Source organism: Rhodococcus sp. 14-2470-1b (assembly GCF_002259415.1).
Classification (GTDB): domain Bacteria; phylum Actinomycetota; class Actinomycetes; order Mycobacteriales; family Mycobacteriaceae; genus Rhodococcoides.
This window is the reverse complement of sequence record NZ_NPFY01000010.1, coordinates 76036-99357: the sequence shown is the minus strand read 5'-3', so window position 1 is coordinate 99357 and position 23322 is coordinate 76036. Positions and strand designations below refer to the sequence as shown.

The 23322-nt window shown below is 64.5% G+C and carries 18 protein-coding genes; 4 read left to right on the top strand and 14 right to left on the bottom strand.

Features of this window, described 5'->3' with window-relative positions; genetic code table 11:
* Positions 1 to 31: 31 nt before the first annotated feature.
* Positions 32 to 535 (bottom strand): hypothetical protein, encoded by a 504-nt coding sequence (locus CH293_RS06660; RefSeq protein ID WP_080732827.1) that lies wholly within the window; start codon positions 533 to 535, stop codon positions 32 to 34.
* A 151-nt stretch (positions 536 to 686) separates the two neighbouring features.
* Between CH293_RS06660 and CH293_RS06655 the strand changes: the two genes are divergently transcribed.
* Entirely contained in the window at positions 687 to 2144 is a 1458-nt protein-coding gene (locus tag CH293_RS06655; RefSeq protein WP_255122720.1) for an Hsp70 family protein, read from the top strand.
* Here the strand turns inward: CH293_RS06655 and CH293_RS06650 are convergent.
* Positions 2102 to 3112 carry an endonuclease/exonuclease/phosphatase family protein gene (locus CH293_RS06650; protein ID WP_094719719.1) on the bottom strand — a complete coding sequence of 337 codons (1011 nt, stop codon included), beginning with the start codon at positions 3110 to 3112 and terminating at the stop codon, positions 2102 to 2104. The genes CH293_RS06655 and CH293_RS06650 overlap by 43 nt on opposite strands.
* A gap of 356 nt (positions 3113 to 3468) precedes the next feature.
* Here CH293_RS06650 and CH293_RS06645 point away from each other — a divergent pair, with 356 nt between their 5' ends.
* Both CH293_RS06645 and CH293_RS06640 read left to right on the top strand, forming a co-directional pair.
* On the top strand, positions 3469 to 4509 hold the full coding sequence (locus tag CH293_RS06645; protein WP_241483588.1) for a DUF1839 family protein: 1041 nt from the start codon (positions 3469 to 3471) through the stop codon (positions 4507 to 4509).
* Between the two features lie 29 nt (positions 4510 to 4538).
* Positions 4539 to 6959, top strand: coding sequence for a beta-mannosidase (locus CH293_RS06640; protein ID WP_094719718.1), 2421 nt, complete (start codon positions 4539 to 4541; stop codon positions 6957 to 6959).
* Here the strand turns inward: CH293_RS06640 and CH293_RS06635 are convergent.
* The 12 genes from CH293_RS06635 to CH293_RS06580 all read right to left on the bottom strand — a co-directional run bounded on the left by CH293_RS06635 (position 6952) and on the right by CH293_RS06580 (position 21531).
* On the bottom strand, positions 6952 to 8019 hold the full coding sequence (locus CH293_RS06635) for a glycosyltransferase family 2 protein (protein ID WP_094719717.1): 1068 nt from the start codon (positions 8017 to 8019) through the stop codon (positions 6952 to 6954). The genes CH293_RS06640 and CH293_RS06635 overlap by 8 nt on opposite strands.
* Positions 8016 to 8867, bottom strand: coding sequence for a glycosyltransferase family 2 protein (locus CH293_RS06630; protein ID WP_037104316.1), 852 nt, complete (start codon positions 8865 to 8867; stop codon positions 8016 to 8018). The genes CH293_RS06635 and CH293_RS06630 overlap by 4 nt, the downstream gene beginning before the upstream one ends.
* A 223-nt stretch (positions 8868 to 9090) precedes the next feature.
* Positions 9091 to 11304 (bottom strand): hypothetical protein, encoded by a 2214-nt coding sequence (locus tag CH293_RS06625; RefSeq protein ID WP_094719716.1) that lies wholly within the window; start codon positions 11302 to 11304, stop codon positions 9091 to 9093.
* Entirely contained in the window at positions 11285 to 12583 is a 1299-nt protein-coding gene (locus CH293_RS06620) for a glycosyltransferase family 2 protein (protein ID WP_094719715.1), read from the bottom strand. The genes CH293_RS06625 and CH293_RS06620 overlap by 20 nt, the downstream gene beginning before the upstream one ends.
* A 49-nt stretch (positions 12584 to 12632) precedes the next feature.
* Positions 12633 to 13568, bottom strand: coding sequence for a glycoside hydrolase family 16 protein (locus CH293_RS06615; RefSeq protein WP_255122719.1), 936 nt, complete (start codon positions 13566 to 13568; stop codon positions 12633 to 12635).
* Positions 13565 to 14359: a DUF998 domain-containing protein gene (locus CH293_RS06610; protein ID WP_094719714.1), complete on the bottom strand. Its 795-nt coding sequence runs from the start codon at positions 14357 to 14359 to the stop codon at positions 13565 to 13567. Before CH293_RS06610 ends, CH293_RS06615 begins: the two co-directional genes overlap by 4 nt.
* Positions 14356 to 15627 (bottom strand): hypothetical protein, encoded by a 1272-nt coding sequence (locus tag CH293_RS06605; protein ID WP_037104321.1) that lies wholly within the window; start codon positions 15625 to 15627, stop codon positions 14356 to 14358. Before CH293_RS06605 ends, CH293_RS06610 begins: the two co-directional genes overlap by 4 nt.
* Entirely contained in the window at positions 15624 to 17282 is a 1659-nt protein-coding gene (locus CH293_RS06600) for a lipopolysaccharide biosynthesis protein (protein ID WP_094719781.1), read from the bottom strand. The genes CH293_RS06605 and CH293_RS06600 overlap by 4 nt, the downstream gene beginning before the upstream one ends.
* Positions 17279 to 19075, bottom strand: a complete 1797-nt coding sequence (locus CH293_RS06595) for a hypothetical protein (protein WP_094719713.1) — start codon at positions 19073 to 19075, stop codon at positions 17279 to 17281. Before CH293_RS06595 ends, CH293_RS06600 begins: the two co-directional genes overlap by 4 nt.
* Positions 19076 to 19185: 110 nt before the next feature.
* A complete protein-coding gene (locus tag CH293_RS06590) occupies positions 19186 to 20115 on the bottom strand; it encodes an amino acid--[acyl-carrier-protein] ligase (RefSeq protein WP_037104326.1) in 930 nt (309 codons plus the stop codon).
* Positions 20116 to 21267 (bottom strand): acyl-CoA dehydrogenase family protein, encoded by a 1152-nt coding sequence (locus tag CH293_RS06585; RefSeq protein ID WP_037104329.1) that lies wholly within the window; start codon positions 21265 to 21267, stop codon positions 20116 to 20118.
* Between the two features lie 6 nt (positions 21268 to 21273).
* Positions 21274 to 21531, bottom strand: coding sequence for an acyl carrier protein (locus tag CH293_RS06580; protein ID WP_037104332.1), 258 nt, complete (start codon positions 21529 to 21531; stop codon positions 21274 to 21276).
* 323 nt (positions 21532 to 21854) lie between these two features.
* Here CH293_RS06580 and CH293_RS06575 point away from each other — a divergent pair, with 323 nt between their 5' ends.
* The gene (locus CH293_RS06575; RefSeq protein WP_094719712.1) at positions 21855 to 23300 is read left to right on the top strand and encodes a hypothetical protein; all 1446 of its coding nucleotides are present in this window, start codon (positions 21855 to 21857) and stop codon (positions 23298 to 23300) included.
* Positions 23301 to 23322 lie beyond the last annotated feature (22 nt).

Sequence of the window (23322 nt, the reverse complement as noted above, 5' to 3'; positions counted from 1 at the left end):
AGGTGCGCTCGGCGTGGGAATCCGTGCGCGGTCAGAGCAGGCGCAGTACCGCAGGCAGAACATCGGCGATCTGCTGACCGACCGCCTCGTACACCTCGTGCTCACGGCGGTACGGATCGTCGATGTCCGCAGCGTCCACACGGTGCCGCGCCCGCGCCTCGGCGATAGCGTCGACCGTCCGCGCCCCCGACGCCTCCGCCAGAGCAGCCGCCTCGAGAAGCGTGAACGTCCGCCGAAGCTTCCGCGGAGCAATCGCCAGCACTTCGTCCCGGTGCCGCGTCGTCATCGTCAGGATCACATCCGCCTCGTCGGCGATCCGCGGTGAAATCCGACGAGCCACGAACCCCTCCGACTCACCGCCCAGCTGACGCAACACCGTCGCCGCCGTCTCGTCCATCGCATGCCCCGACAGCCCATGCGTGCCCGCACTGGACGTCGTCAGCTCCTGCCCGCTCTCCTGCGCATACGCCGCAGCCAGCCTCTCCGCCGTGGGAGATCGACAGATATTGCCGGTACAAACGAAAAGGACATGCACGCGGGCCACCTTAGACCCCGGCCGTTCCGCAGGCTCCCCAGTAATCGCAATCCGGAAGGTCTCGCGCTACAGTGATGGCCGAGCGGGGGTTCGAGACTGGATCGTTACAAATCTTGTCGGCGAGTCCCCTGCAGTCCAAGTGAGGCAGGTCATGACTGAGGTTCTCGGTGTGTCGGTGGGGGCTAGTGCTGTACGCATGGCCCGGCCCGACCTTCGCCTGCGTGGCTCCGGCGCCCGCGAACTCGACTTCCGGAACGACACGGTCGACGCGCACTGGGACAGAGCCGAGGAAGTCGCTGCCGAAACCATCGGAGTGATGCTCGCGCAGAACCACGGTGACCGCTACGTCGAAGCAACGGGCGTCGCCTACCGCGACCAGCAGCAGTTCGGCGACATCCAGCAGGCAATGTCCGACCAGCAGCTCTACAACTATCGGCTCGTACCCGAGGCGCGGGCCGCGCTTGCCTACCTGGAGGCATCCGGCGAGATCGGCGACTTCGGCACCATCGCGCTCTACGACCTCGGCAGTTCCGGCCTCACCATCAGCGTCGTCGATCGCGCCTCCGGCGAGGTGCTTCTCGCCGAGCGCACCACCGACATCAGCGGCTCGGACTTCGACCGACTCATCTGCGACAACCAGCTCGCCAAGCAAGGCGTCGACCTGAACGACTCGGTCGGTCTGGACGAGTTCGTCACGCGATGCCGCATCGCCAAAGAGCAGCTCTCCACATCCGGCGCCGTGTGCCTGCCGGGAGAGAGCGGCGTGATCCTCATTTCTCGTGAATCGTTCGAGGCGCTCGTGACCGTCCCGATCGAGTACTCCGCGAGACTGGTGCGCGACGTCATCTCGCGATCGCCACAACACGTCGACGCGCTGTTCCTCGTCGGCGGCGGTGCACGCATCCCGCTGGTCGAGGCAATCCTCCGGTCGTGGACCGGACTCCACGTCGTCACGCCTGTCGAACCGGAATCCGTTGCCGCCAAGGGCGCGGCGCTCCTCGCCACCCCCGTCGGAGATGCCCCTGCAACCGGTCCGTCCTCGGCGCCTCTCTACGACTCGGTGCCTCCCGCATACGGCGACCGAAACGGTGCTGGGGGCCGAAACGGTGCTGGGGGCCGGAACGGTGCCGGCAACCAGCACGGCACGGGAACGCAGCACGGTGCCACCGAGCTGAGCGGCGCGCCCGACTGGCTCAGTCCGGATCCGACGGATCGCTCGGCTACCTCCAAGCGCAAGATCCGCGGCGCAGCCCTCGTGGCGGGTGGACTCGCCGTCGTCGCAGCGCTCGGCCTGACACTCGGATACGGCGGCTCCGAGGACTCCACCAGCGCACCTGCAGACAACGAGAAGCCGTTGACCTCGGCTCCGTCGTCGGCACCGACTACCACCACCGCGCCCACGACAACAACAATCCCGCCGACGACGACCGTCGAACCTGCCCCGGCCGCTCCGGCCCCCGTCGAGACCTACCAGGAGCCCGAGTACCAGGCGCCTGCACCTGCTCCGGCACCCCCGCCTCCACCCCCGCTGATCCCCGGACTCCCGGAGTTCCAGCTACCGCAGATTCAGCTTCCGCCACCGCCGGTCATCGAACTGCCGCGATTCTGATCGACGCTCGTGGACGGTAGATCCTCGGCTGCAGGCAACCGGAGGTGTGCTACTACGCCCAGGTGATCGGAGTCGGGGATGTGCACCGGGTTCACCTCGAGCGCGTCGACACCGTCACTGGTCACCACGTGGTCCAGTCGCGCCAGCGGTCGTGAAGCAGGGAAGGTGCGGAACAAGCCGGCCCCGGCGGCGTCCGCTGCATCCTGAAATCCGTCGGACGCGAGCGAGCGGAACTGGCGGTGATCACCCGTGGCGTTGAAATCGCCCGCCACGACGACGACACCCGGATAACCGTTCATGAGGTCACGCATGCGAGCGAGATCTCGGTCCCACTGCTCGGTGTGGCGGGGAGTCGCAGGCGACATCGCGTGGAACGACACGAGCGTCAGTCCGACACCGTCGACGATGGTCCGGGCGCGAACGGGCACGAAGCCGAAGTCCGGCAGTTCCTCGCCATCGGTGAGGGGCGTCCTGCTCCACAGACCCGTTCCGTCGGCGACGGGTCGGGGCGCGGTGACGCTGTGAGGAAGTACCTCTTCGAGGCCGGCCGCGACGAGGCGGCTCACTTCCTCGTCGGTCAGTTCCTGTACAGCGAGGACGTCGGCATCCGTCGACCTCACCTGGGCGACGATGGCCGCGGCGTCCGCTTCGCCATGGGCCGCGTTGATCGTGAGCACAGTCAGTTCGGTTCCGGCGGCCGTGTGGTCCTCGGCGACGAAACTCGGAACCTGGACTGCTGCGAAGACCGCAACCGCGGTCAGCGAGACCGCGACGCCCACCTTGGACCTGGCGAGAGCGAACAGGCCACCCGAGACCGCCGCGGGAATGGCGGCGAACGGCATTCCGACGAGAAAAGCGACAACTGTGATTTGCGTCACACCGAGTTCGCGTGCGACCAGCATTCCCGTCGAAAAGGCAAGGATTCCGCTAGCGATGACGACGGCCGATGTGCGTAGAACGCGGCGCATCCGCTCGCCTCCGTTTCTTCCAGGCCGCAAGCGGCAATCGGTCGATCTCGGGTTGACTAGACTCCGTATGTGCCCAGCTCAGACCCCGTATGCAAGTGTGGCCATGTGCGTACCGCGCATCAGCATTACAGGCGCGGAAGCGACTGTTCCCTGTGCGAATGCGACCGTTTCAGGCGGCCCATCCTGGCATTCATCACCGGAGCGGTCGATCGTTAGCTCAGCACCGCATTTACGATCATACGGACCAAAAAGAAGCGGTAAACAAACCGATTGGTTAGAATGAGCGATTGAATCAGGCAATACGGGCATTTCGGCTTGGGGACCGTGAGCTTGTGATCCGGCAGGAGGCACCAGGCATGTCGAACTACACACTTCCGACCAGCGAAACCATCGTCCCAGACGACTTTCAGTCCGTCGAAGTGCTCCCGGCGACGGCGCACCGAGCATTGGCACTTCGTCCGCAGTCCTACCTCACCCATTCGATCCATGCACACGACCGCGTGTGGACGGAAACCAACTGCTATGTGGACCTGTGGATCGAACTTCTACACTCTCTCGGCGCAGATCCGATTCCCGCCCTGGCGTTCGTATTGAGCGCCGACTGTGACGGTCGGCAGTGGGATTTCGTGAAGATGCAGTCGGAAGACCTGCGCACCCTCTACGGCCTCGAGGTCGGAGAGATGAACGTATGGCGATCCGTGATCGAGCACGTGCGCGAGGGCCTTGCAGACGGCGTTCTGCTCACGGTCGAGGTCGACGGGTTCTACCTACCGGACACCGCGGGAACGAGCTACCGGAATCAGCACACCAAAACGACGATCGTCCCCAACATGCTGGACGAGACCGAGAAAGTGCTCGGCTACTTCCACAACCGCGGGTACTTCGAGCTGTCCGGCGCGGACTTCGACGGCGTGTTCAATCTGGCTCCCACACCGCATCCCGAGGTCCTCCTGCCGTACGTGGAGCAGGTTCGACTGCGGAAGAACACGATCGCAGACGGCGTAGGGGACCGCGACTTCGCCGTCGCACGTGCACACCTTGCTCGGCGTGCGGACGGCAATCCGGTCGAACGCCTTGCAGAAAGAATCACCGCCGACATCCCTCTCGTGCAGACGGCGGGCCCGGATGCCTTCCATCTGTGGTCGTTCGGGCTGCTTCGGCAGTGCGGAGCCACCGCGGAACTGGCAGCGGACCTCGTCGGCTACCTCGACGCTCGCGGCGCCACGGGGATCGCCGACGCCGTCCCACACTTCCTCCAAGTCGCCCAAGGCGCCAAAGCAGTGCAATTTCGCATGGCGCGGGCCTCGCGTGGGCGTACCGTGACGCTCGACGAACCACTTGCCGAGATGGCGTCCAACTGGTCGTCGGCGATGGACATCGTCTCGGCTGTACTCTGACGCAGCCGAGAAGGAAGAATCCATCGCTTGTGACCCCGAACCTTCTTCCCGACGCGCACATCAGCGAACTGCAGTGGAGAGTCGCCGCAGTGGCGCCGGGTTCGGTGGCTCACCCGGACGAGCTCGAGGAAGATCTCGTCTGGACTCGTGCTCGGGTGCCCGGAAGTGTGGCCGCGTCGACCACCGTCGCGCCCCCGGATTCCGTCGATTGGTGGTTCACCACGACCGTGACCGCACCGGGAGGAGGCGCGTCGGTCCTGACCTTCGACGGTATCGCGACACACGCCACCGTCTGGATCGACGGAATCGAATCGGCCGGTACGAGTTCGATGTTCGCTCCGGTGTCCGTGGACATCCCGCCTCGAAGCGGAGACGTGCAGGTCGCCGTCCGCGTCGATTCGATGGATGCGCGTCTGAAACAGCGCAAGCCACGTGGACGCTGGCGGTCGTCGCTGGTGGATCGACAAGGTCTGCGACACGAGCGAACCAGCCTTCTCGGACGAGCGCCGGTGTACGGGCAGGTGCCGCCCGTAGTCGGACTGTGGCGAGCGGTGACGCTCCGCGAGCGCGGGAGCGCCGAAGACATCCGCGTGCACGCCGAGCTGTCCGGCGCCGACGGGACCGTCCGAGTGCGCGCTCGCCTGACGTCTCCGGCGGCCTCGGTGTCTCTGCGCGTCGGCGACCACTCCTTCGACCTTCCGGGCAGCGAGGGCGAGTTGGACGTCACCGTGACCGTTCCCGACGTGTCACGGTGGTGGCCGCACACACACGGCGATCCGGCGTTGTACACATGGGAGCTCGAGGTCGGCAGTCGCGTCGAAGGACGCGGCAGTCTGGGATTCCGGCAGGTCGAGCTCGAGCTGGCGGGTGCCTCCGTGGCGTTCACGGTCAACGGAACTCGCGTGTTCGCCCGGGGCGGATGTTGGGTTCCCCTCGATCCGGTTCGAATGTGGGTCGAGGCCGACGCTCTACGGGAAGAACTGACGAGTATCCGTGACGCAGGATTGAACATGGTTCGAGTCGTCGGCACGATGGTCTACGAGCAACCCGAATTCTGGTCTCTGTGCGCGGAACTCGGAATTCTCGTGTGGCAGGACGTGATGTTCGCGACTACCGATCCGCCCACCGGCGGTGAGTTTCTCGACGCAGTCCACCGTGAGCTGGACGCAGTGTCCGCAATCGTCGGCGGCAATCCTGCCCTGGCCGTCGTCAGTGGCGGCAGCGAAACTCAGCAACAACCGACCATGCTCGGCGTCCCGCTGGAGGATCAGCGGATAGAGTTGCTGGAGAGCGTGATTCCCGAGTTCATCGCGCGTCGTCTTCCTGGAACCCCGTACGTGACGTCCAGCCCGTCGTCCATCTCCGGTGAACTGCACACGCATGTCGGCGACGGGATCGGCCATTACTTCGGCGTCGGTGGCTACTTGCGACCGCTGTCCGACATCCGCACCGCGCGTGTGCGATTCGCAGCCGAGTGTCTCGCGTTCGCGGTTCCGCCCGAGCGGCGAGCGGTCGACGCGATGTTCGGTACAGCGAATGTCGCAGGCCATCATCCCGATTGGAAATCTGCGATACCGAGGGATCGCGGTTCGTCGTGGGACTTCGAGGATGTCCGCGATCATTACGTGCGGGAGATCTTCGGCGTCGACCCTCACCTCACGCGACGTGACGATGCCGAGCTGTACCTGGATTACGGCCGCGCGGCTGTGTGCGAGGCGGTGCACGCGGCGTACTCGCATTGGCGTCGAGCAGATTCGGAATGTGCAGGTGCTCTGGTGCTGACGCTACGTGACCTCGTACCCGGCGCAGGCTGGGGTTTGCGAGACTCGGCAGGAACGCCGAAAGCACCGTGGTACAGCCTGGCTCGGCTGAGTACACCGATCTGCGTGTTCATCGTGGACGACGGCCTGGACGGACTTGCGATCCAGGCCGCCAACGACACCGGCAACTCGATATCGGGGTATCTCAGAGCCGTGCTGTTCGGTCCGTCGGGCCCGATGGGCGAGCCCGCCGAGGCGCGCATCGACCTCGGACCGCACACCACCGACAGTGTGTCGCTCGATCGTCTTCTGGGATCCTTCACCGACGCCAATCACGCCTACAGGTTCGGAGGACAGACGTACTCCGCCGTGGTCGTCGAACTGGTCGGCGCGGACGGATCGGTACTGGATCAGGCAACTCATCTGATCGGTGACCGGCATCCTCGACAGAACGATGTCGGTCTGAGCGCCACCGCGGAGAACATAGGACCGGACAAGTGGTCGCTGACGGTGTCGACTCGGTGGGCAGCGCACTACGTGTGCGTGGACATCGACGGCATGAAAGTCAGCGACTCGTGGTTTCACCTGGCGCCAGGGGCGGCGCGGGTACTGACCCTGACAGGGGCGAAGACCACGGTGTCCGGCCACGTGCGCGCGCTCAACTCGATCAAGCGCGCGCAGATCAGCTAGCGGCAATACGGCTGAGACGGCCTCGGACGTAACCGAAACCGGCGGCGCCGACACTGGCCACCACAGCCATCGCTCCCCAGGCACGAACAGGGTTTCCACGGGCCGCAGCAGAAGCTTCACGCCCGACGGCGCGGGGTAGAATCTTTGCCGTGTACGCACGCTCGGACGACAATGCATCCTCGGAACCGATCAACCGTGCAATCGCAGCCTTGGACACGCCTTCGGCGTAACTGCGAGACAACAAGTACCTCGGACGGGTCCTGTCCGCGCTGACCGTGTGGTCCACCACGATCGACGGGTCGAAGACGATCTCTGCCTCCGGATGAGTCTGTCGAAGCCGGATGCACAGCTCGGTTTCCTCGCACCCCAGCGGAATGCGGCCGATGCGGCCGATTCCCGACACGAACCCACCGAGAGCAACGACGGGCTCACGTCTGAAGGACATGTTGGCGCCCATCAGATTGCGCACTGCCGAAGTGGTCGTGGGCTGCCCCCTGTACGTACAGCCCACGATCCAATCCAGCTCGCCCGGTTGACCCGCAACAGCGGTGGGGAGAAAAGGGGGACGCGACGTCGGCCACACAGGGTGGGCAGATCCGCCGACCGCGTAGACCGACGGGTCCGAGTAATGGCCCAGAATCGACGCAAGCCACTCCGACGACCGCGGAGTTGCGTCATCGTCGAGGAAGACGACTACGTCGCCGGTTGCGATGTCCAACGACGTGTTTCGAGCTCCGGACAGCCCGCGGGGATGCGCGTTCGCCACCACCGTGACGGTCTCACCACGCGGAAGGAACTGCTCGCGCGCGCGGGCCAGCAGACGATCGTTGTGGTCGATGACGACCAGAAGTTCGGACGCGGGACTCGACTGTGCGAGAACTGCATCGACCGCTGCACTCAGGTCGTCCCAGCGGTCGAGCGTGTACGCGCAGATGACCACCGAGCAACTGAGGGCCGTCGAATCAGGTGCCGTCGAATCAGGTGCCCCGAGAACAGGTGCCCCGAGAACAGGTGTTGTGGACTGCGCCGCCGTGTTCGCCCCCGATGACCCGTCGGTCACGCCGACTTTTCTTGATACGGAAGTTCTTCGTACACCTCGAAGGCTTCGAACTCGAGGTCCATGTCGGTACGTGCGACATTGGTACGACGGTCAGGACGCGGGATGGAGTTCTTCGCCAGCTTGCGGGCGCGCAGACGCTCGGTGAAGAGCGTGCGCAGGACGCGGAAGCCGTCGGAGAACGTGCGCAGATTGCTCTGCCCGTAGATACGAGCCAGCTCGACGCTGGGTACTTCCTGGATCCGGACATCCGCCTCGGCGAACCGGCAGTTGATGATGGTCTCGATTTCGAAACCGTCGCCCCAGAGCATCTCGCCCGGCGCGACATCGTCCTGATCGACCAGTGGAAGATCGAGCACCGGCACCAAGTCACGCCAGAATGCGTTGTAGCCGTAGCACAAGTCCGAAAACTTCGTTCCGAACAGCGTGTTGGCGACGAGGTGCAATCCGCCGTTTCCGGCGCGGCGCAGCGGGGTGATGTCGTGGCTGCCGCCCCCGGCGGTGAACCGGCTGCCCTTGGCGAAATCGGCGCCGGCGAGGAGAGCGTCGACGAAGCGCGGGATCTCGTCTGCGTCGGCAGAGCCGTCCGCGTCGAACATCACGATGATGTCACCGGTAGCAGCTTCGAAACCGCAGGCGAGCGCATTGCCTTTGCCCTTGCGGGTCTGCTTGATGATGCGGATGTCTCCGCGAATCTCGCGCGCGGCATCGATGGTGCCGTCGACGCTGCCCCCGTCCACCAGGACCAGTTCGTAGTCGTGGGACAGAAGGGGCAGTACGTGGCGCAGATTTGCGGCCTCGTTGAGGGTTGGGATGACAACGCTGATGCGAGGGTTCTGGGAGTTCGACATATCCTTTTCCAGACGGGTTGAGTGCAGTGTTTCCGACTGATCTCAGAAGATCTGTGACGCGACCCCCGGCGGATCCACAGAGACGTTTACCTGCGCCCCGCTAAGGGTCAGGATCCCGTTTTCGTTGACTGAGTACAACCTTAAAAGAAGCTACGGGTTTGTCAAGCTACGAATAAACAAACCGTATGGCGGTTTCGAGAGATACCTCATACCGGAGGGAGGTTTAACTGTTCCGTCTCTCGAAGACGATGGTGTCGGTGTCCTGGTAGTGCAACGACCAGGCAGGGTTGGACCGCAACCAGCGCTCGAAGGCCTCAGGAGCGCCGTTCTTCATGAACCCGTAGTAGTTCATGGCCTCCAACGATTGCCGCGTCAGAATGACGTAGGAGGGCGCATCCTGCTGTGACGCCTCCCACTCGAACGCCTCGAGTTGGTCCGGAGTCGGGAATTCCAGCATGTACTCGGGTCCGTAGTAATTCAGCGGAGCGTCGAACATCTCGTTGGCTTCGGCCTGCTCGACGTACTTGGCCGTGGACCGAATGGGATAGCCGGCCGGGTACAGCATCGTGAACTTCGAGCCCGCCGGAGAATTCGCGACCAGAGCCTGCGTGTTCTCGACCTGAGATTTGTTCTCGATGACCAACGGCCACAGGCCGAAATACCCCTGCAGTCCGAACGTTGCTGCGCCGACCGTTCCGGCGAAAGCACCCGCGACCGCCACGCGCGTCGACACCATGCGCACCGTGCTGCGTGCACCCGCGACGTCGGAATCCAGTGCAGCGAGAAGCATCGGCGCGATCAAGAGCACGCAACCAGGGATCGCGTAGAGGTAGACACGGAAGATCGCCTCGCCGCCGTAACTCTGGCCCGCGAGAAGCCCGATGGAACCGAACGCCATCACCATCGGCGCCCAGAACGGCTTCTTCGTTCGCCATGCGTAGACGATCGAGATCATGGCGAGACCGAACACGCCCGCGGACAATGCCCGACAGATGAGTGAGGTCACCTGCTTGCCCAGGATCCCAGGCGTCTGCACGTTGCTGGCTGCATTCTCGACCGGATCGAACCCGGACAGCAGACCGTACGGAGCGACGATGTCCAGACGCGGGATCAGATATCCGATCAAGATCAAAGCCAGCGGGAACATCAACCACCACGGTTTCGCGCGGCGCGTGACGAGCAGGACTCCCGCCACAGCGAACAGCCAATACGGCGTCAACTGGTGAGTCGGCACCAACGCAGCGAACGGGATGAGCGCAAGGAAACCCGCTACACGAAGCTGTGTCGAAGCCATGAACAGGACCAGAAACCCGATGGCGAGAACGAAGCCGAGCGACTGCGGTGCGTAGTAATCCTGCCCCACCCAGTTGACCAGCTCCGCGAGCATCGCAGCGGTCACCGCTGTCCGAGGCCTCAACTTCAGTACACGAGCCAGGGCATAGACGAAGAACGCGATCAACACGTGCATCATCGGCGCGAAGACATGGGCCAACGACATGATGCCGTACCCGGTCACGTCGCTGAACCACGCCGTGACCACGAAGAAGCTCGGCCACTGAGCGTAGATGTCGATACCGTTCGGTGGCAGTGAACCGAACGACAATATGTACTCGGTGACGGCAACGTGCTTGTACGTCCACTCGTACACAGGCGCATCGGTGACGAGGGTGACGGTGAGACGCTGCACGACGATGGCCGCGGCGATCGAGGCGACCGCCAATCGGAACTGGTTACGTTTGACCGCCACCAGAAATGCCCCGACGACCAACGCCATGCACACCACCAGCACGGGGCCGGTGCCTGCAGTCAGCAAACCGAACTGGGAGTAACCGGCCTTCTCCAGACCCGGCAACGACGGAAGCCAGAGTACGAGGGCTAGCGCGAGCATCAAGCCGGCCACATTGCGTCGTAGAAATTCTCGATTCCACACAGTGCTCGACAGCGTCGCCGCGTGTTCGCCGAGCTGACGTCGATCGACCAGGCGTCGCAGCCACGTCGACCACCCGGTGGCGTCGGGCCACGCCTTGTGCCTGCGGTACCACAGCAGAGACGAGCCGATCTGGACCAGAGCAACGAGTGCGGTGATCCACCGGGGGTTCCACTGATAACCCCACATGGCAGCGGTTGTCACCAGAGTGAGGACCGCCAAGCTCAGAACCGGAACCGCCGCGACACGAGCACGCGGCGGCACGTAGATCCAGGTCAGAATCGTCGAGCCCGGGCCGGTGAAGATCAGGACCGCCAGGAGGACAGCTCGCACGACAGCAGGAGCGGGAAGCATCGCCAGCCCGGCACACACCGAAGCGACGACGGCTACATCGGCGAATCGGATCTCGGGCCGGGGTGCAGGCAGTGGCGTGACAGCGATCGACGCGCGCCGATCGACCGAGAACTGCCGATCAACCGATGACTGCCGATCAACCGATGACTGGGGCACGGTTCACCTCCAACAACGGCTGACGCTTACGCCCTTCCTTACGGCTGCGCCGCAGCGCACCAGGGCCCTTCGCGATGGACAGTAGTTCCATTCTGCCGATGCCGTCGGGTAGATCGCTCGCGAGATCCTCGGGAGGAGAAGCGACCTTGGACATCCTCGCGGACAGCACGACAGTGCTGCCCAGCCGACGGAACGCGACCTTCGCCGCCAGCAATGCCGAGCGCCGGTTCGTCGCCACCGTCGTCAACCATGCACCCAAACCGAGTCCGTACCCCCTGGCCTGGACGGCCAACGCGTCGGAATCCGCACGGTGCCGGTGCCATACGATCGCGGCAGGCTCGTACACCAACTTGTCCCCGGCCATCAGGACGCGGAAGAACATGTCCAGATCCTCGCCGCCGTTCGTCGGCGACCCGACGCCCAGAGCCTCGTCGAAACCGCCGAGGTCGAACATCCGGTCTCGACGCACCGCGAAATTCGCACCGGTCCCGTAGATGCCGACCTGAAACGGGAACAGAGGAACATCCGCAGGCGGATCCGCGAGCGAGAAGATACGGGGCGTGACCGAGCTAGCCCAGCCGACACGTCGATCGAAGTAGGCCTGGGCCTGAGTGCGGATCTCACCGCTCGGAACGATCCCCGAGACACACGCGACGCGGGAGTTCCGTGCAAAACCTCGAGCTATCGAAGACAACCACCGTGCGTCGACCACGACATCGTCGTCGGTGAACGCGACGATCGAGTGCCGTGCCGCGCGCAACCCCGTGTTGCGTGCGCGGGACAGACCGGCAACCGGTTCCGACACGACGCGCACACGGGGATCACCGAGTTCGGTGACGTAGCGCGTGGTCGCGTCGGTTGCGGACGCATTGTCCACGACGACGACCTCGAAGCTCGGGTAGTCGACCTCCAGAACCGACGCCAGCGCACCACGCAGATGATCGATCCGGTCCCTGGTACAGATCACGACCGTGATGTCCGGCTCGGTGCCGTCACCTTCCGGAAGCGATTCTCCGCCGTGAACGTCGAGCTTGCGGACGGCCTCGACGAGTTCATGAGTGTCGACGCCACCCGAGGTGATCGGGAGATCGACGAAACCGAGCGGGTCGGCAGCTCGACGGACGAGGAGCCGCGCCCGTGAGTAACCCTTCGCGCCGTCGAGGGCGAGACGATCGGGCAGCTCGGCCTCTATGTCGACGTCTCCGATCCACACTGCGCCGTCCCACTCGGGCGGCTGCGCGCTGACGAGAGCCGGTTGGAGAACGGATGGTTTCGGCACGGGGTAGATCCTTTCGGTACTGCACGGGGGTGCTCGTCGAGCAGGGCACTCAGTCGGTTCGGTATCGGACCCAGTCGACGGACATCGTCGCGGGAAATTCGGTGTCGGCGTCGGTCGGGCCGGGCCAGTCGCCTGCAACTGCGACGTTGAACAACAGGTAGAACGGCTTGTCGAACACCCAGTATTCGGAGCCGCCGTCGAGATCTGCCGGCGTGACCGTCTGCAGGACCTGATCGTCCATTCCGATCACTATCTTCTGCGGCGATTTCTCGACCCAGTAGACGTGGTATTCGTCGGCCAGGTTGTTGGCGGGATAACCGGCCAGCTGGACTTTCTGGCTGTTCAAACTCTCTGCCTGCGGGGCGTGCACGCCGATGTGATAGTTGTCCGCCTCGTTCAGCGTCTCGATCACGTCGATCTCGCCGGAAATCGGCCATCCGACATCGTCGATGTCGGTCCCGAGCATCCAGAACGCCGGATGTAGTCCCGCACCTGCCGGCATCTTGATGCGCGCTTCCACACGGCCGTAGGTGAACTCGAACTTGTCCTTGGTCGTCACTCGCGCCGAGGTGTAACCGTCCGGTGTGCGCAGCGCCGATATCGACATGTTGCCGGATCCGTCCTGATACGCATTGCCGACCGAGTCGGTGTAGTTCTGCTTCTCGTTGTTGCCCCAGCCCGTCTGGCCGGTGTCGTAACTCCAACTGCTGGAGTCGATCCTCGATCCGGACGGCCCGTCGAACTGGTCGTAGACCGTGAAACCGTTCACTGCTTCACCGTCCGAGGCCTGCGAACCGGTGGCGTCGGACTGCGGCCACAATTCACGGTAGGCAACGACACCCGCCCCGACGAGCAGCAGCACGACCACAGCCAGGACTGCGAACGACGGCCACAGTCGACGCGGGGGACGCGAGGGACGCGGGGGAGTCCCGGCGGACGGAAGTCGTGATACCTCGACCGTCGGCGGATCATAGCGATGGGTCATCGGCGCCATTCGGCATTCGTGCTGCCGTAGATCGGACGCTCGTCGGTAGCACTGGCAGCAGCGGAGTCCGTCGCCTCACTGCCCGTCACCACACTGCCCGTCGCCACGGTGTCCAGGATTTTCAGCCGGCGCGCAGTCCTGTGGTGCGCGACCGCGAGAACGACCGTCGCGACGAGAATCGCGTACACGACGACGCGTTCGATGGTTCCGATGCCCAATCCGAAGTTGTGTCCACCGATGAAGAACAACGATGCGGCCAATCCGATCCACCCGAGGGTCGTGACCGTGATCCGGACCGTACGGTGCAGGGAGCGATGCCCACCCGCCACGATCAGTCCGAGCGAGCCGACGACGAACATCAACGTCGCGCCGAACGAGTGCACGCTGTAGTTCAGACCCTGATTGATCGACCCGGCGACGACGGCGCCCAGTCCGGCGACGGCAAGGAGGACGCCGCCGCGGACGTCGAGCACCCCGGTGACCATCCACGCCACGGCCGCCACGACGAGGGCGACGCCGACCAGCGCGATCGAGACGTCGGCCAGAACGTACAGCTTGCTGCACGGCCAGTTGCCTGTCGGGCCGCAGAACGGAACGCCGAGCTCACTGATGAAGTTGGTCCGGTAGCTGTAGAGACCTCGCCACGTGGCCGCGACGACGAACTCGAACACGAACAGTTGAACTACCGACAAACCGGCCCAGTAGCCGATGCGTGCCCACAGGGACGCGTCCGGTCCGGTGGTCGGTTTGCCGCGCAGAGCCCTACGGGCCTGCTGCATTTGAATGCTCATCGGGACACTTCCTGCGCAGTGAGTAGAGCAGTGGGATCGGACATCGCCAAGTTCAACGCGGACTGTACTGCGTCACGGTCGAAGAAATTGTCGTGGAACGACGCGGTCACGTGAAACACGTCGCGAATGTGCATCGCGGTGATGACGATGGACTCCGGAAGGCTCGGCTCGCTGAGCGGAGCGAAGACACTCGCTTCCGGATCTGCCGTCCACGCGATGCCGTCGAGCTGTGGAATGCGCCCGACGTCGGAGAACGTCAGCCGCGCATCGGCAGTCGCGGGAGCCGTGGTGGTCGCGATGGCCGGAAGAGCGGAGCGGGTGCGCAGGTAGGTCATCGTGCTGAGGGCACCGGCAGCGAGCGGGCGGCCCTTGTCGATGGCGTGCGCAACGGATTCGTGCAGTGCGGTGGCGTTCGTCGGGTCGATCCCCTCGAAGTCGATTCCGACTGCGAAGTTGCCGAGCACGATGCCGTCGGTCCGCAGATAACGCCTGCAGTCGAACAGAAACCCAGCCGAAAAGGATGTCGAGATACCGCGTGCGGACAGGGCAGTTGCGATTGCCGCGCACAGAATGGACGTGACGGACACTTCTGGGAGATTCTCCCGCCGCCAAGCGCGGATCGCCGCGGGCGCACCGGCAGACGACGTTGCCGTCGCCACGGCAGGCGAGCGTTCCCACGGCACCCGTGCCTGTTCCATCGGCGCCAACGCAGGTGCCACGAGTTCGGCCGGGGGGTTGCCGAACTTGCCGTAGACGACGTCGACGACCTTCCCGGGGTTACGCGCCATCCAACCGGCCAGTGCACGTGGAAGCGGGTTGCGAAGCGTACGTGCCTTCGCCCAACTCGGAAGGTCAGGAACCGCAACAGGATCCGCGAGAAAGGCGAACAGCTCGATCGGCAGAACAGCATCGCTGAATCCGTGCGACAGATCCAACAGCAAGTACTCCCCGGCGAGAACAACGCGGATCGGTACATCGGTCGACACCGACGCAGAAAGCTGCTCCAGCTGACCGACCACGTCGGCGCGGCCGATCGGGGCCGCTTCCGTGACGTGGTCACAGACCGATTCCGGTCGGTAGGACCACCTGCGCGAGGCGGGGTCGACCCGCAACCCGAGACGGCTGGATCGTCCAGAGGACGCGAGCCGTCGCAGCCGTTCCCCGACACGGTCGATCCCACCGAAGTCCGCCGGTCCGAGAGCACAGACGATCCGGCCCTCCGAACGCAACATGTCCATCGCGCTGGCCTTGTATTTCGCTGGGCTCACGGTGCGCCCCTTCCGGGTGCAGGTTTTCGATAAGGAGTGCGTAGCGGGTCCACGGTTCGGAGGTGATGAGCACCGGCCGAACTGAATTCACGATCCTGGGTGCGGTGCGTCGGTGGACCGAAATCACGAGGCGAGTCGTCGCGTGCAGGTGGTGGTGGGTACGGGCCGCTGGGCGGGAACGGGTCCTCGGGCGGCTCTTCGCCGCGCGAGGACAATTCACGGATCCACTTGATCAACGGAACTATCAACACGAGCGCGCCGAACGCTTCCGCGGCGAGGTACGCCCACCCGACGGCAGCGATCCCGAGCGTGGACGACAGAGTCAGTGAGCCGACGATGATGATCGTCGTGGCAACCACTTGAACGACGACGGCGAGCCGCATGCGGCGCTGCACACGTGCCAGGCCGTCGTACAGCGAGCCGATGACCGACAGCGGAATCGTCACTGCCGCCAGCTGGACGATGATGGTGCCGTTCTCGCGGTACTGCTCGCCGACGATGCCCAGACCGAACGGTGCGATGACGGCGAGGAAGAAGGAACCGCCGATGGCCACGATGCACACCATCGTCATGAATCGCTTGGTGAGTCGGTTGAACTGCTCGGGGTTGGCCGCGACTTCGGCGACGAACGGACCGACGAGCACGCTGATGAGAATGTAGAGCGCGCTCACGATCGACCATGTCAACGAGAAGTACGCGTTGTCCTCGGCCCCCAGGGTGGCCACCACGATCATCGGGACGAGCAACGGAGCGAGCGAGCCCAGCGCAGTGATGCCGTAAGCGGAACCGAAGTAGGACCACAGTTCACGCCTCGGAGGAAGATCCGGCTCCGACTTGTAGCGCGGCTCGTTCCTGAGGTTCTTCAGAATCGCTCGGAAGACGACGACCGATGCGATGACCGCGGGGACTGCCCACGCCGCGATGATCGAGGTGCTGCGCGCGGTCGAGAACAGAGCAAGCAGGAGAGCGAACTTCACGACAGCGTGAAAGACGTTCTTTCCGGCAGCCCACCGCGCGACTCCCAGCCCGGACGACGTCTGGTCCTGCAGCGCGAAGACAGCGAGAACCGCGACGAAAGGTGGGAACGACACGATCTCGGCCGTGGTCGTGAACATCTTGTCCACCGGTGCGACGAGGAGAAATCCGCAGCCCAGCAGGAACGCGAACGCCGTGACAGTGATGTACCCCCGCACGACGAAGGACTTGGCGAGCCTGCCGGAAACCGGAAGGAAGCGTTCGTACATCGACCCGAGGCTCAAGTTGGACAGGGTCGAGAGCATCACCGCAGACGTGATCACGGCTGACGCGCTGCCTACCTCCGCGACCGGGTAGAGGCGTCCGGCTGCGGCCCAGAACAACAGACCGAGACCGCCGGTCACGACGGTGGAGAGCATCATCGCCAACGAGTTCAGCGCAAGATTGCGGTCGGAGCTCTTGGTGTCGGTGTCCGACGTGCTCTGCGCGGACGTGTCCAGGTTCGCGGACTGCAGCAGCGGGGTGCCGTGCAGATGAGGCTCGGGTGCCTGCACTTTCTGGATCGGCATGGTGTGAGCCATGAGACCCATGTCCCAGCGAACCGGTTCGAGCGGATACCACTCGAGCCGTTGCAGATTGTCGTGCCGGGGCGGAGCAATTTTCGGAGCGCGGTGCTTCACAGCCGATTCCACCCGATCGGCACGGGAGGCGATGCAGAGACGATGTCGATGTCGAAGGACTCGGCGGCAGCCTGGAGCAACTCGGCGCGCACGGTCTCTCGCAGGTCTCGGCCGTACAGCGAGTGGTCACCACTGTCGAAGGACTTCACGACAGCCGGCCGCGCCGCCCCGCCGTGTCGACGCCTCGTCGCACGCTTACCGCGCAGCCGTTCCATCCCTTCGGGACCGCGGTTGTCGACGAACCACGCAGTGTCGGTGGGTGAGAGAAGCACGGTGGTGCGCACGTTGCCGGCTTCGAGCAGACGCAGGGAGATCTCCGGCACCTGAATCAGCCCGCGGTTTCCGAGCCAGAACCACAGTGGGTACGGCATGGCCGACTGCGCGCGGTTCTTCACTGTGACTCCGATGTCGTGGAGTGCGTCGAGAGCTTTGCCGCGCAGACCTGTGTCCTCGGTGTGCATCGAGGATCGTTTGACGAATTCCAGGCGCTTCGTCGTCCAGTCGAGTGTGTTGAGCAAGACAGCGGAGCCGACGCCCAACTCGCGTGCGGCGTAGCTGGAGTACCACGAGCCCGAGCACATGCCGGCAACCATGACGTTCCGCGGCGCAGTTCCTGCTGCTCGGACGGCAGCGAGAGCGTCCTCGTTGCCCGCGTCGCTGTAGAGCCGGGTGATCTCGTCGTCGAGGACCTCGCCGCTTTCGCCGGTACCGCGGCGGTCGAAACGCAGTGTCGATACGCCCTGTGCAGCAAGCACTCTCGACAACTCGACCCAACTTCGGACCGGGCCGACGCGGTGCTCGTTCGCTGTCGGATAGAACACGACCGTCGGTCCGCCGGGAATGCACTCCGACGAGTACGTGCGAATGCCGAACAGTGCGTCGGGACCGAGAGATTCGATCTCCTCACGGACCGTGCCGAGGTTCGAGACGGCGCGCAACGGTACGGACACCTCGCCGGCGTCGGCGCCGAACTTGTCGGCAATCCACTCCGCGATGTACACGATGTCCGACGTCGGAAGCTCGACCTCGAAATCGCTCGGTTCGAGAAACGCGTCGTGGCGGGACAATGTGTGTTCGTCGGCGTTCTGGTTCGCGACGACGGTGCGAATCGGCTTGGAGTCGGCCCGCTCGGATCTGGTCGCAACCAGGACGGGTGCCGTGAGCGACGGCAGCGCGGTGGTGTCCAGGCGTCCGAGCGCTTTCGCGGCATCGGGGTGCAGTACGGCGCCGATGATCGACACTCTGGGGTCGGCGTCCGAGTCCTGGGTCACGCTGACCGAGTACAGGGCCTTCTGCTCGTGGACGTAGGACCGGCCGCGCACCACAGGATCCCACAGGGTGATCGCAGTGAGAGGTCCGACGTCCGAAGCAACGGACGCGGCCAGCAGTGCACCCGCACGTAGCCCTACCAATGCGACGTCGGTGACGCCGCATCCGCGCACGTAATCGACGGCCGTCGCGATGCTGCGCTGCCACAGTGCGACGTTGTCCGGTGCATCCTGTGCTCCGTACGAGTCACCGGTACCGGCATAATCGAATCGAAGGACCAGAAGCCCTCGTGCGCACAGTTTCTGCGCCAGAAGCGTCATGCCGCGATAGGAGTCGACCTGCTCCTTACCGAGAGGCGGGCAGAGGACGACTGCGCCCCGCGCGAGGCCACCGGCGGGAACGTGAACCGTCCCGAAGAGGCCTGCGTCCTCGGGCCCGAACCACGTCGAATACTTCCCCTCGGCAGTCGGATCGGCCGCGCGGGCCACGTCGGCGTTGTGCAGGGCAGTACTTCGACTGTTCACTTCGGCGTCCTTCCTATCGGGTCGTTCCTGCAGGCTGCACTCCCGGCCTATCGGGTCGAGGGGGAGACGAGCTGAGAGAGATGGCTGTGGCGGTGGGACCGACCTGGAGCTCAGGACAGGGCGGCGGGCCACTTGCTGCGGTCGAGACCATGCGTGCGCAACATCGCCAACGCGATGCGCTCCATGCCGAATCCGACGCACGCACTGTGCGCGGGCTCGCCGTCGACGGTGTGAATCCCGAAAGTGTGCCCGAAGTGGTCACGGTGGCAGTTGCACGAGACGACCGCAGTGCCGTCGTCGAGGTCTCCGTAGAGCTTCACGACGAGTTCGGTCTTGAGATTCTCGTTTCTCTGGTTCGCGGCCAGCATGCGGCCCGCGCGACCGAAGAAGGGATCGTTGGCGATGACTGCCTCTGCCTCCAACCCGAGATCGGCGAGGACCTCCAGTCCCCGGTCGACCCACCGCTCTCGGTGAGCGATGGCGTCGTCGGGCGTACCGACACGCACGTACTCGTGCATCCGGAAGGCCTGCATCCGCGCGGGATCGACGGCAGGCTCGTGGCGGAAGCAGTAGCCGTAGATGTCGAGCAGGCGACCGTTCTCCGGCAACGTTCCGGTCATCATCGAGTACGAGGGATGGCATGCGGCCGATACCAGCATGGTGCCCGCGGATTCGAGGTGGTGATCCCAGTCCTTGCCTTCCGAACGGTCGGCGAGGAGTGCGGCGTGAGCCTTGTTGTCCCCGTCGAACGTGTTGATCGCGCCGGTGAGGTTGGGGAACGACGCGATGTAGTCGGTGCGCTCGAAGGCTTCGCGCGGAAAGACCGGAGGGAAGCGGAATCTCGGTGCGGCGTAACCGTGCTCGGATGCACCCGCAGCCTTCACTCGCTCGTCGATGGTCTCGATGATGTCCTCGAATTCGCCGGATCGGCCGTACAGACCTTCGACGGAACTGGGGACCAGCAGACCGGCCTCGACGAGTTCGTTGCGGAACAGTGCGCGCGCGGTGTCCAGTTCGGTGGCGTCGTGGGTGACAGTCATCTATTTCCCCTTGTACACGAGTGCGAGCTGCGAATTGTGGCCGAGGATGCGCTCGTTGCTGACCATGATGGCCGACCCGTGCGCATCGCGGAGGTGGCGACCGATACTGAGCTCGCCGTCCTGTCGATAACCGGAGATACCGCAGATCTGCAACGCTTTTCCGACGATGTCTATGACGAGCGTCGACGCAGTCACCTTGACGTTGTTGATCTTCACGGCGAACCCGATCGCCCCCAGGTCTGCGGGGGAATCCGAGATCGCTTCGAACTTGCCCGCGGCTCCGAACACCGTGTCCACCAACTGCTCGTGCATTACGTAGAGCTCGGCGAGGCGTAGTGCCGCGGGCGGTGTGACACCAGGCGTGCGACTGGCTGCTTTACGAACCGACTTGCGTGCCTTGGCAACTGCGGCGTCGGCGATACCGAGCCACGCTGCACCCCACAGGACGTGGGCTGCGGGGAGCATCGTCTGCGCCGAGATGTCTCCGTAGTTGTCGCCCAGAATGTTCGACGACGTCGTCGACGCCTCCAGCTGGAATCCGGGACTGCATGTTCCGCGGAATCCCAACGTGTTCCACTCGCCGGTCCTGGTGAGCACCACGTCCGGCTTCTCGCAGACGACGAGCACCTGATCGCTCGGAGGGCTGTCCACCGAGCGGCGCGCCGTCGCGAGCACGAACTGTGCGTACTCACCGTAGGAGATCACCGGTGCGGTCTTGGAGAGCGTGATGTTCTCCCCGTTGTACTCCACGGCGCAGCCACTGGTGCGGACGTCGCCACCGATGTTGATCTCGGTGGTAGCCGATGCGACGAGAGGCTGCTCCTCGGCGAGACGCTGCAGCAGCGCGATCATCGCGTCGGACTTGCCGTGGCGAACGATGGACAGCACCTGAGACTGGTGCATCACGAAGATCATCGCCGAGGACGCGCACTCCGCTCCGAGGGAGCGGGCAATGTGCGCGAGATCGGTCAGGGACTGCCCACCGCCGCCGAACTCCGTGGGAATGCCCGCAGCGAGCAGCCCTGCTCCGCGCATGGCTTCGACGGATTCCGCCGGGAAGCGTGCGTCGTGGTCGACCGAGTCGGCGTGCTCGCGCAACACGGCGAGAACGTCGGACAGCGTCGGGGCGTCGGTCTGGTAGACGGTGGACACCGGCGATCAGTCCGTCAGCTGCGCGAGCGCGGTGGCGATGGCGTCGATGCTGCCGAACGTGGACTTCTGCAGCATCGTGTCCGGGAACTCCACGTCGAACTCGTCTTCGAGTGCGATCATGACGTTGACGCTCGCGTGCGAGGTCAGACCGTTGTCGTACAAATCCGCGTCCGTCTCGATGTCCGCCGCGGACACCGGCATCTTTCCGAACTTGTCCAGAACATCCCGAACGCGAGCAACGTCACCAGAATTGAGCGTCTCCACCCGAGTACCTCCACCGAATCTCGTTGATGTCCGAGACCGGACGGCCTCGACTTTCGACCGTGGGTAGGAAGTGGCATTGCTGTTCCAACCCAGAAGTCTCCCCAGACCCACCCAAACAATATCTTAGATTGTTTTGAAGCGTTACCAAGTCGGGGTAGTTTGCTCTCGGATTCGTTTTCCGGCTCCGTGCCACCTGGCGGAAACCTACCTGCGGTGTGGTAGATGTCGCATCTGTCGGAGTTCGATCGACGGCCACGGCCGTTGACGCAAAGTACAGTGGTCATGGGGTCGGGACCTAAAAAATTCGAAGGAAACACGTACCGATGGGTGGAGTCTGCGGCGTGGCCGTGGAGTCCGATGCCGTCCGCATCTCATATTTCCGAGACGGACGACGCATCGAGGACTCGATAGATGCCGAGGGAGCCAAGTGGCTCCTGAACGGCAAACTGGCCGACTGCGGACCATTCGACGACGTCGTCCTCACCGGTCGCGACTCGGACGCCGTCGGAACGCTGCTGGCCTCGATCGACGCCGGCGACAGTTCGACGATCCGGATGGTCGACGAGTCTGCCGCCCTTCTCGCCTACGCGCGGTCCGTCGACGAACTCGCGAACGCACGGGCGCTGCTCGTGCTCGACCTGGGGCGGTACGGCACCTCCGCGTTCACGCTCGACGTCGCCGCCGGTCAAGTCACTCGGACGTCGCGGCGCGCTGCGTTCTCCGGCGAAGTACTCGATGACATCGTCGAGCGTCTCGTCATGGCCAAGGGCATCCTTCCGCCCGCCCACGGGGGAGAGGCCGAGCGGGAGTACCGCGCGTTCTTCCGCGAATTGAAAGAGTTGATCACCGAGTCGGCCGGCGTACGGGCGCCGGGTAACGGACCCATGTTGCTCACCCGCGAGGAGTTCGAGGAAGCAATTGCCTCTTCTCTGTTGCAGACCCTCGCATGGGCGTCCCCGGAAGACCCCGACGCAGTCCTGCTCGTCGGCGGGCAAGCTCGGATTCCGCTGGTCAGAACCCTCGTCGAGCAAGAATGGGACTGCCCTCTGGTCGTCCCGGAGTCACCCGCGTCGGTTTTCGTGGAGGGTGCAGCACTCGAAGCCCTCCCGGCCGAGCCGGAAGTAGACCTCGACGAGGTTCTGGAGGAGCAGTACCCGGGGTTGTTCGACGAGTCCGACGCCGCCGAGTGGAACGACGACGGCACGGACGTCCTGGAAGTCCAGACGCTCGACGACACCGAAGCACCCACCACACCCCTTCACATCGTCGCGCCCGGGTCTGCGGAGCCTGTTCGCAGCCGGGAAGCCGCCTCGCACCCCGGACCCGGTACGCAGACCGAAACCGACAAGTCTTCGACCGAGGCAGCAGCCCCGAAGCCTCGTCGGCGTCTGCGGTGGTCCGTTCGAGACGCAACCGGAATGGCCGCCGTCGCGGCAGTCGTGGTGCTTGTGTGGGCAGTCGTCTTCGTTCGTGGTGACACGCCCCCACCTCCGGGGATAGGAATCGATCCCGTCGACAGCCCGACGAGCCAGGTGTCCGTCGCCGAAGGGGTCCCCGCCGCCGCTCCTCTCGATCCGGCTTCTCTCGATCCGGTTGCTCCCGATCCGGGTGCTCCCGACCCCGTGGTGCCCGATCCCGGAGTGCCCGGTGCGCTGCCGGACGGGACGGAGATCGTCGACCAGAACGAAACCGTCGACCCGGAGTTCGGGGACGAGCAGTATGCCGAAGTCGGTTTCGGGTCCGGTACCGGGCTCGACGTCGTCAACTGAGCACGCAGCGCCCCGGGCCAGA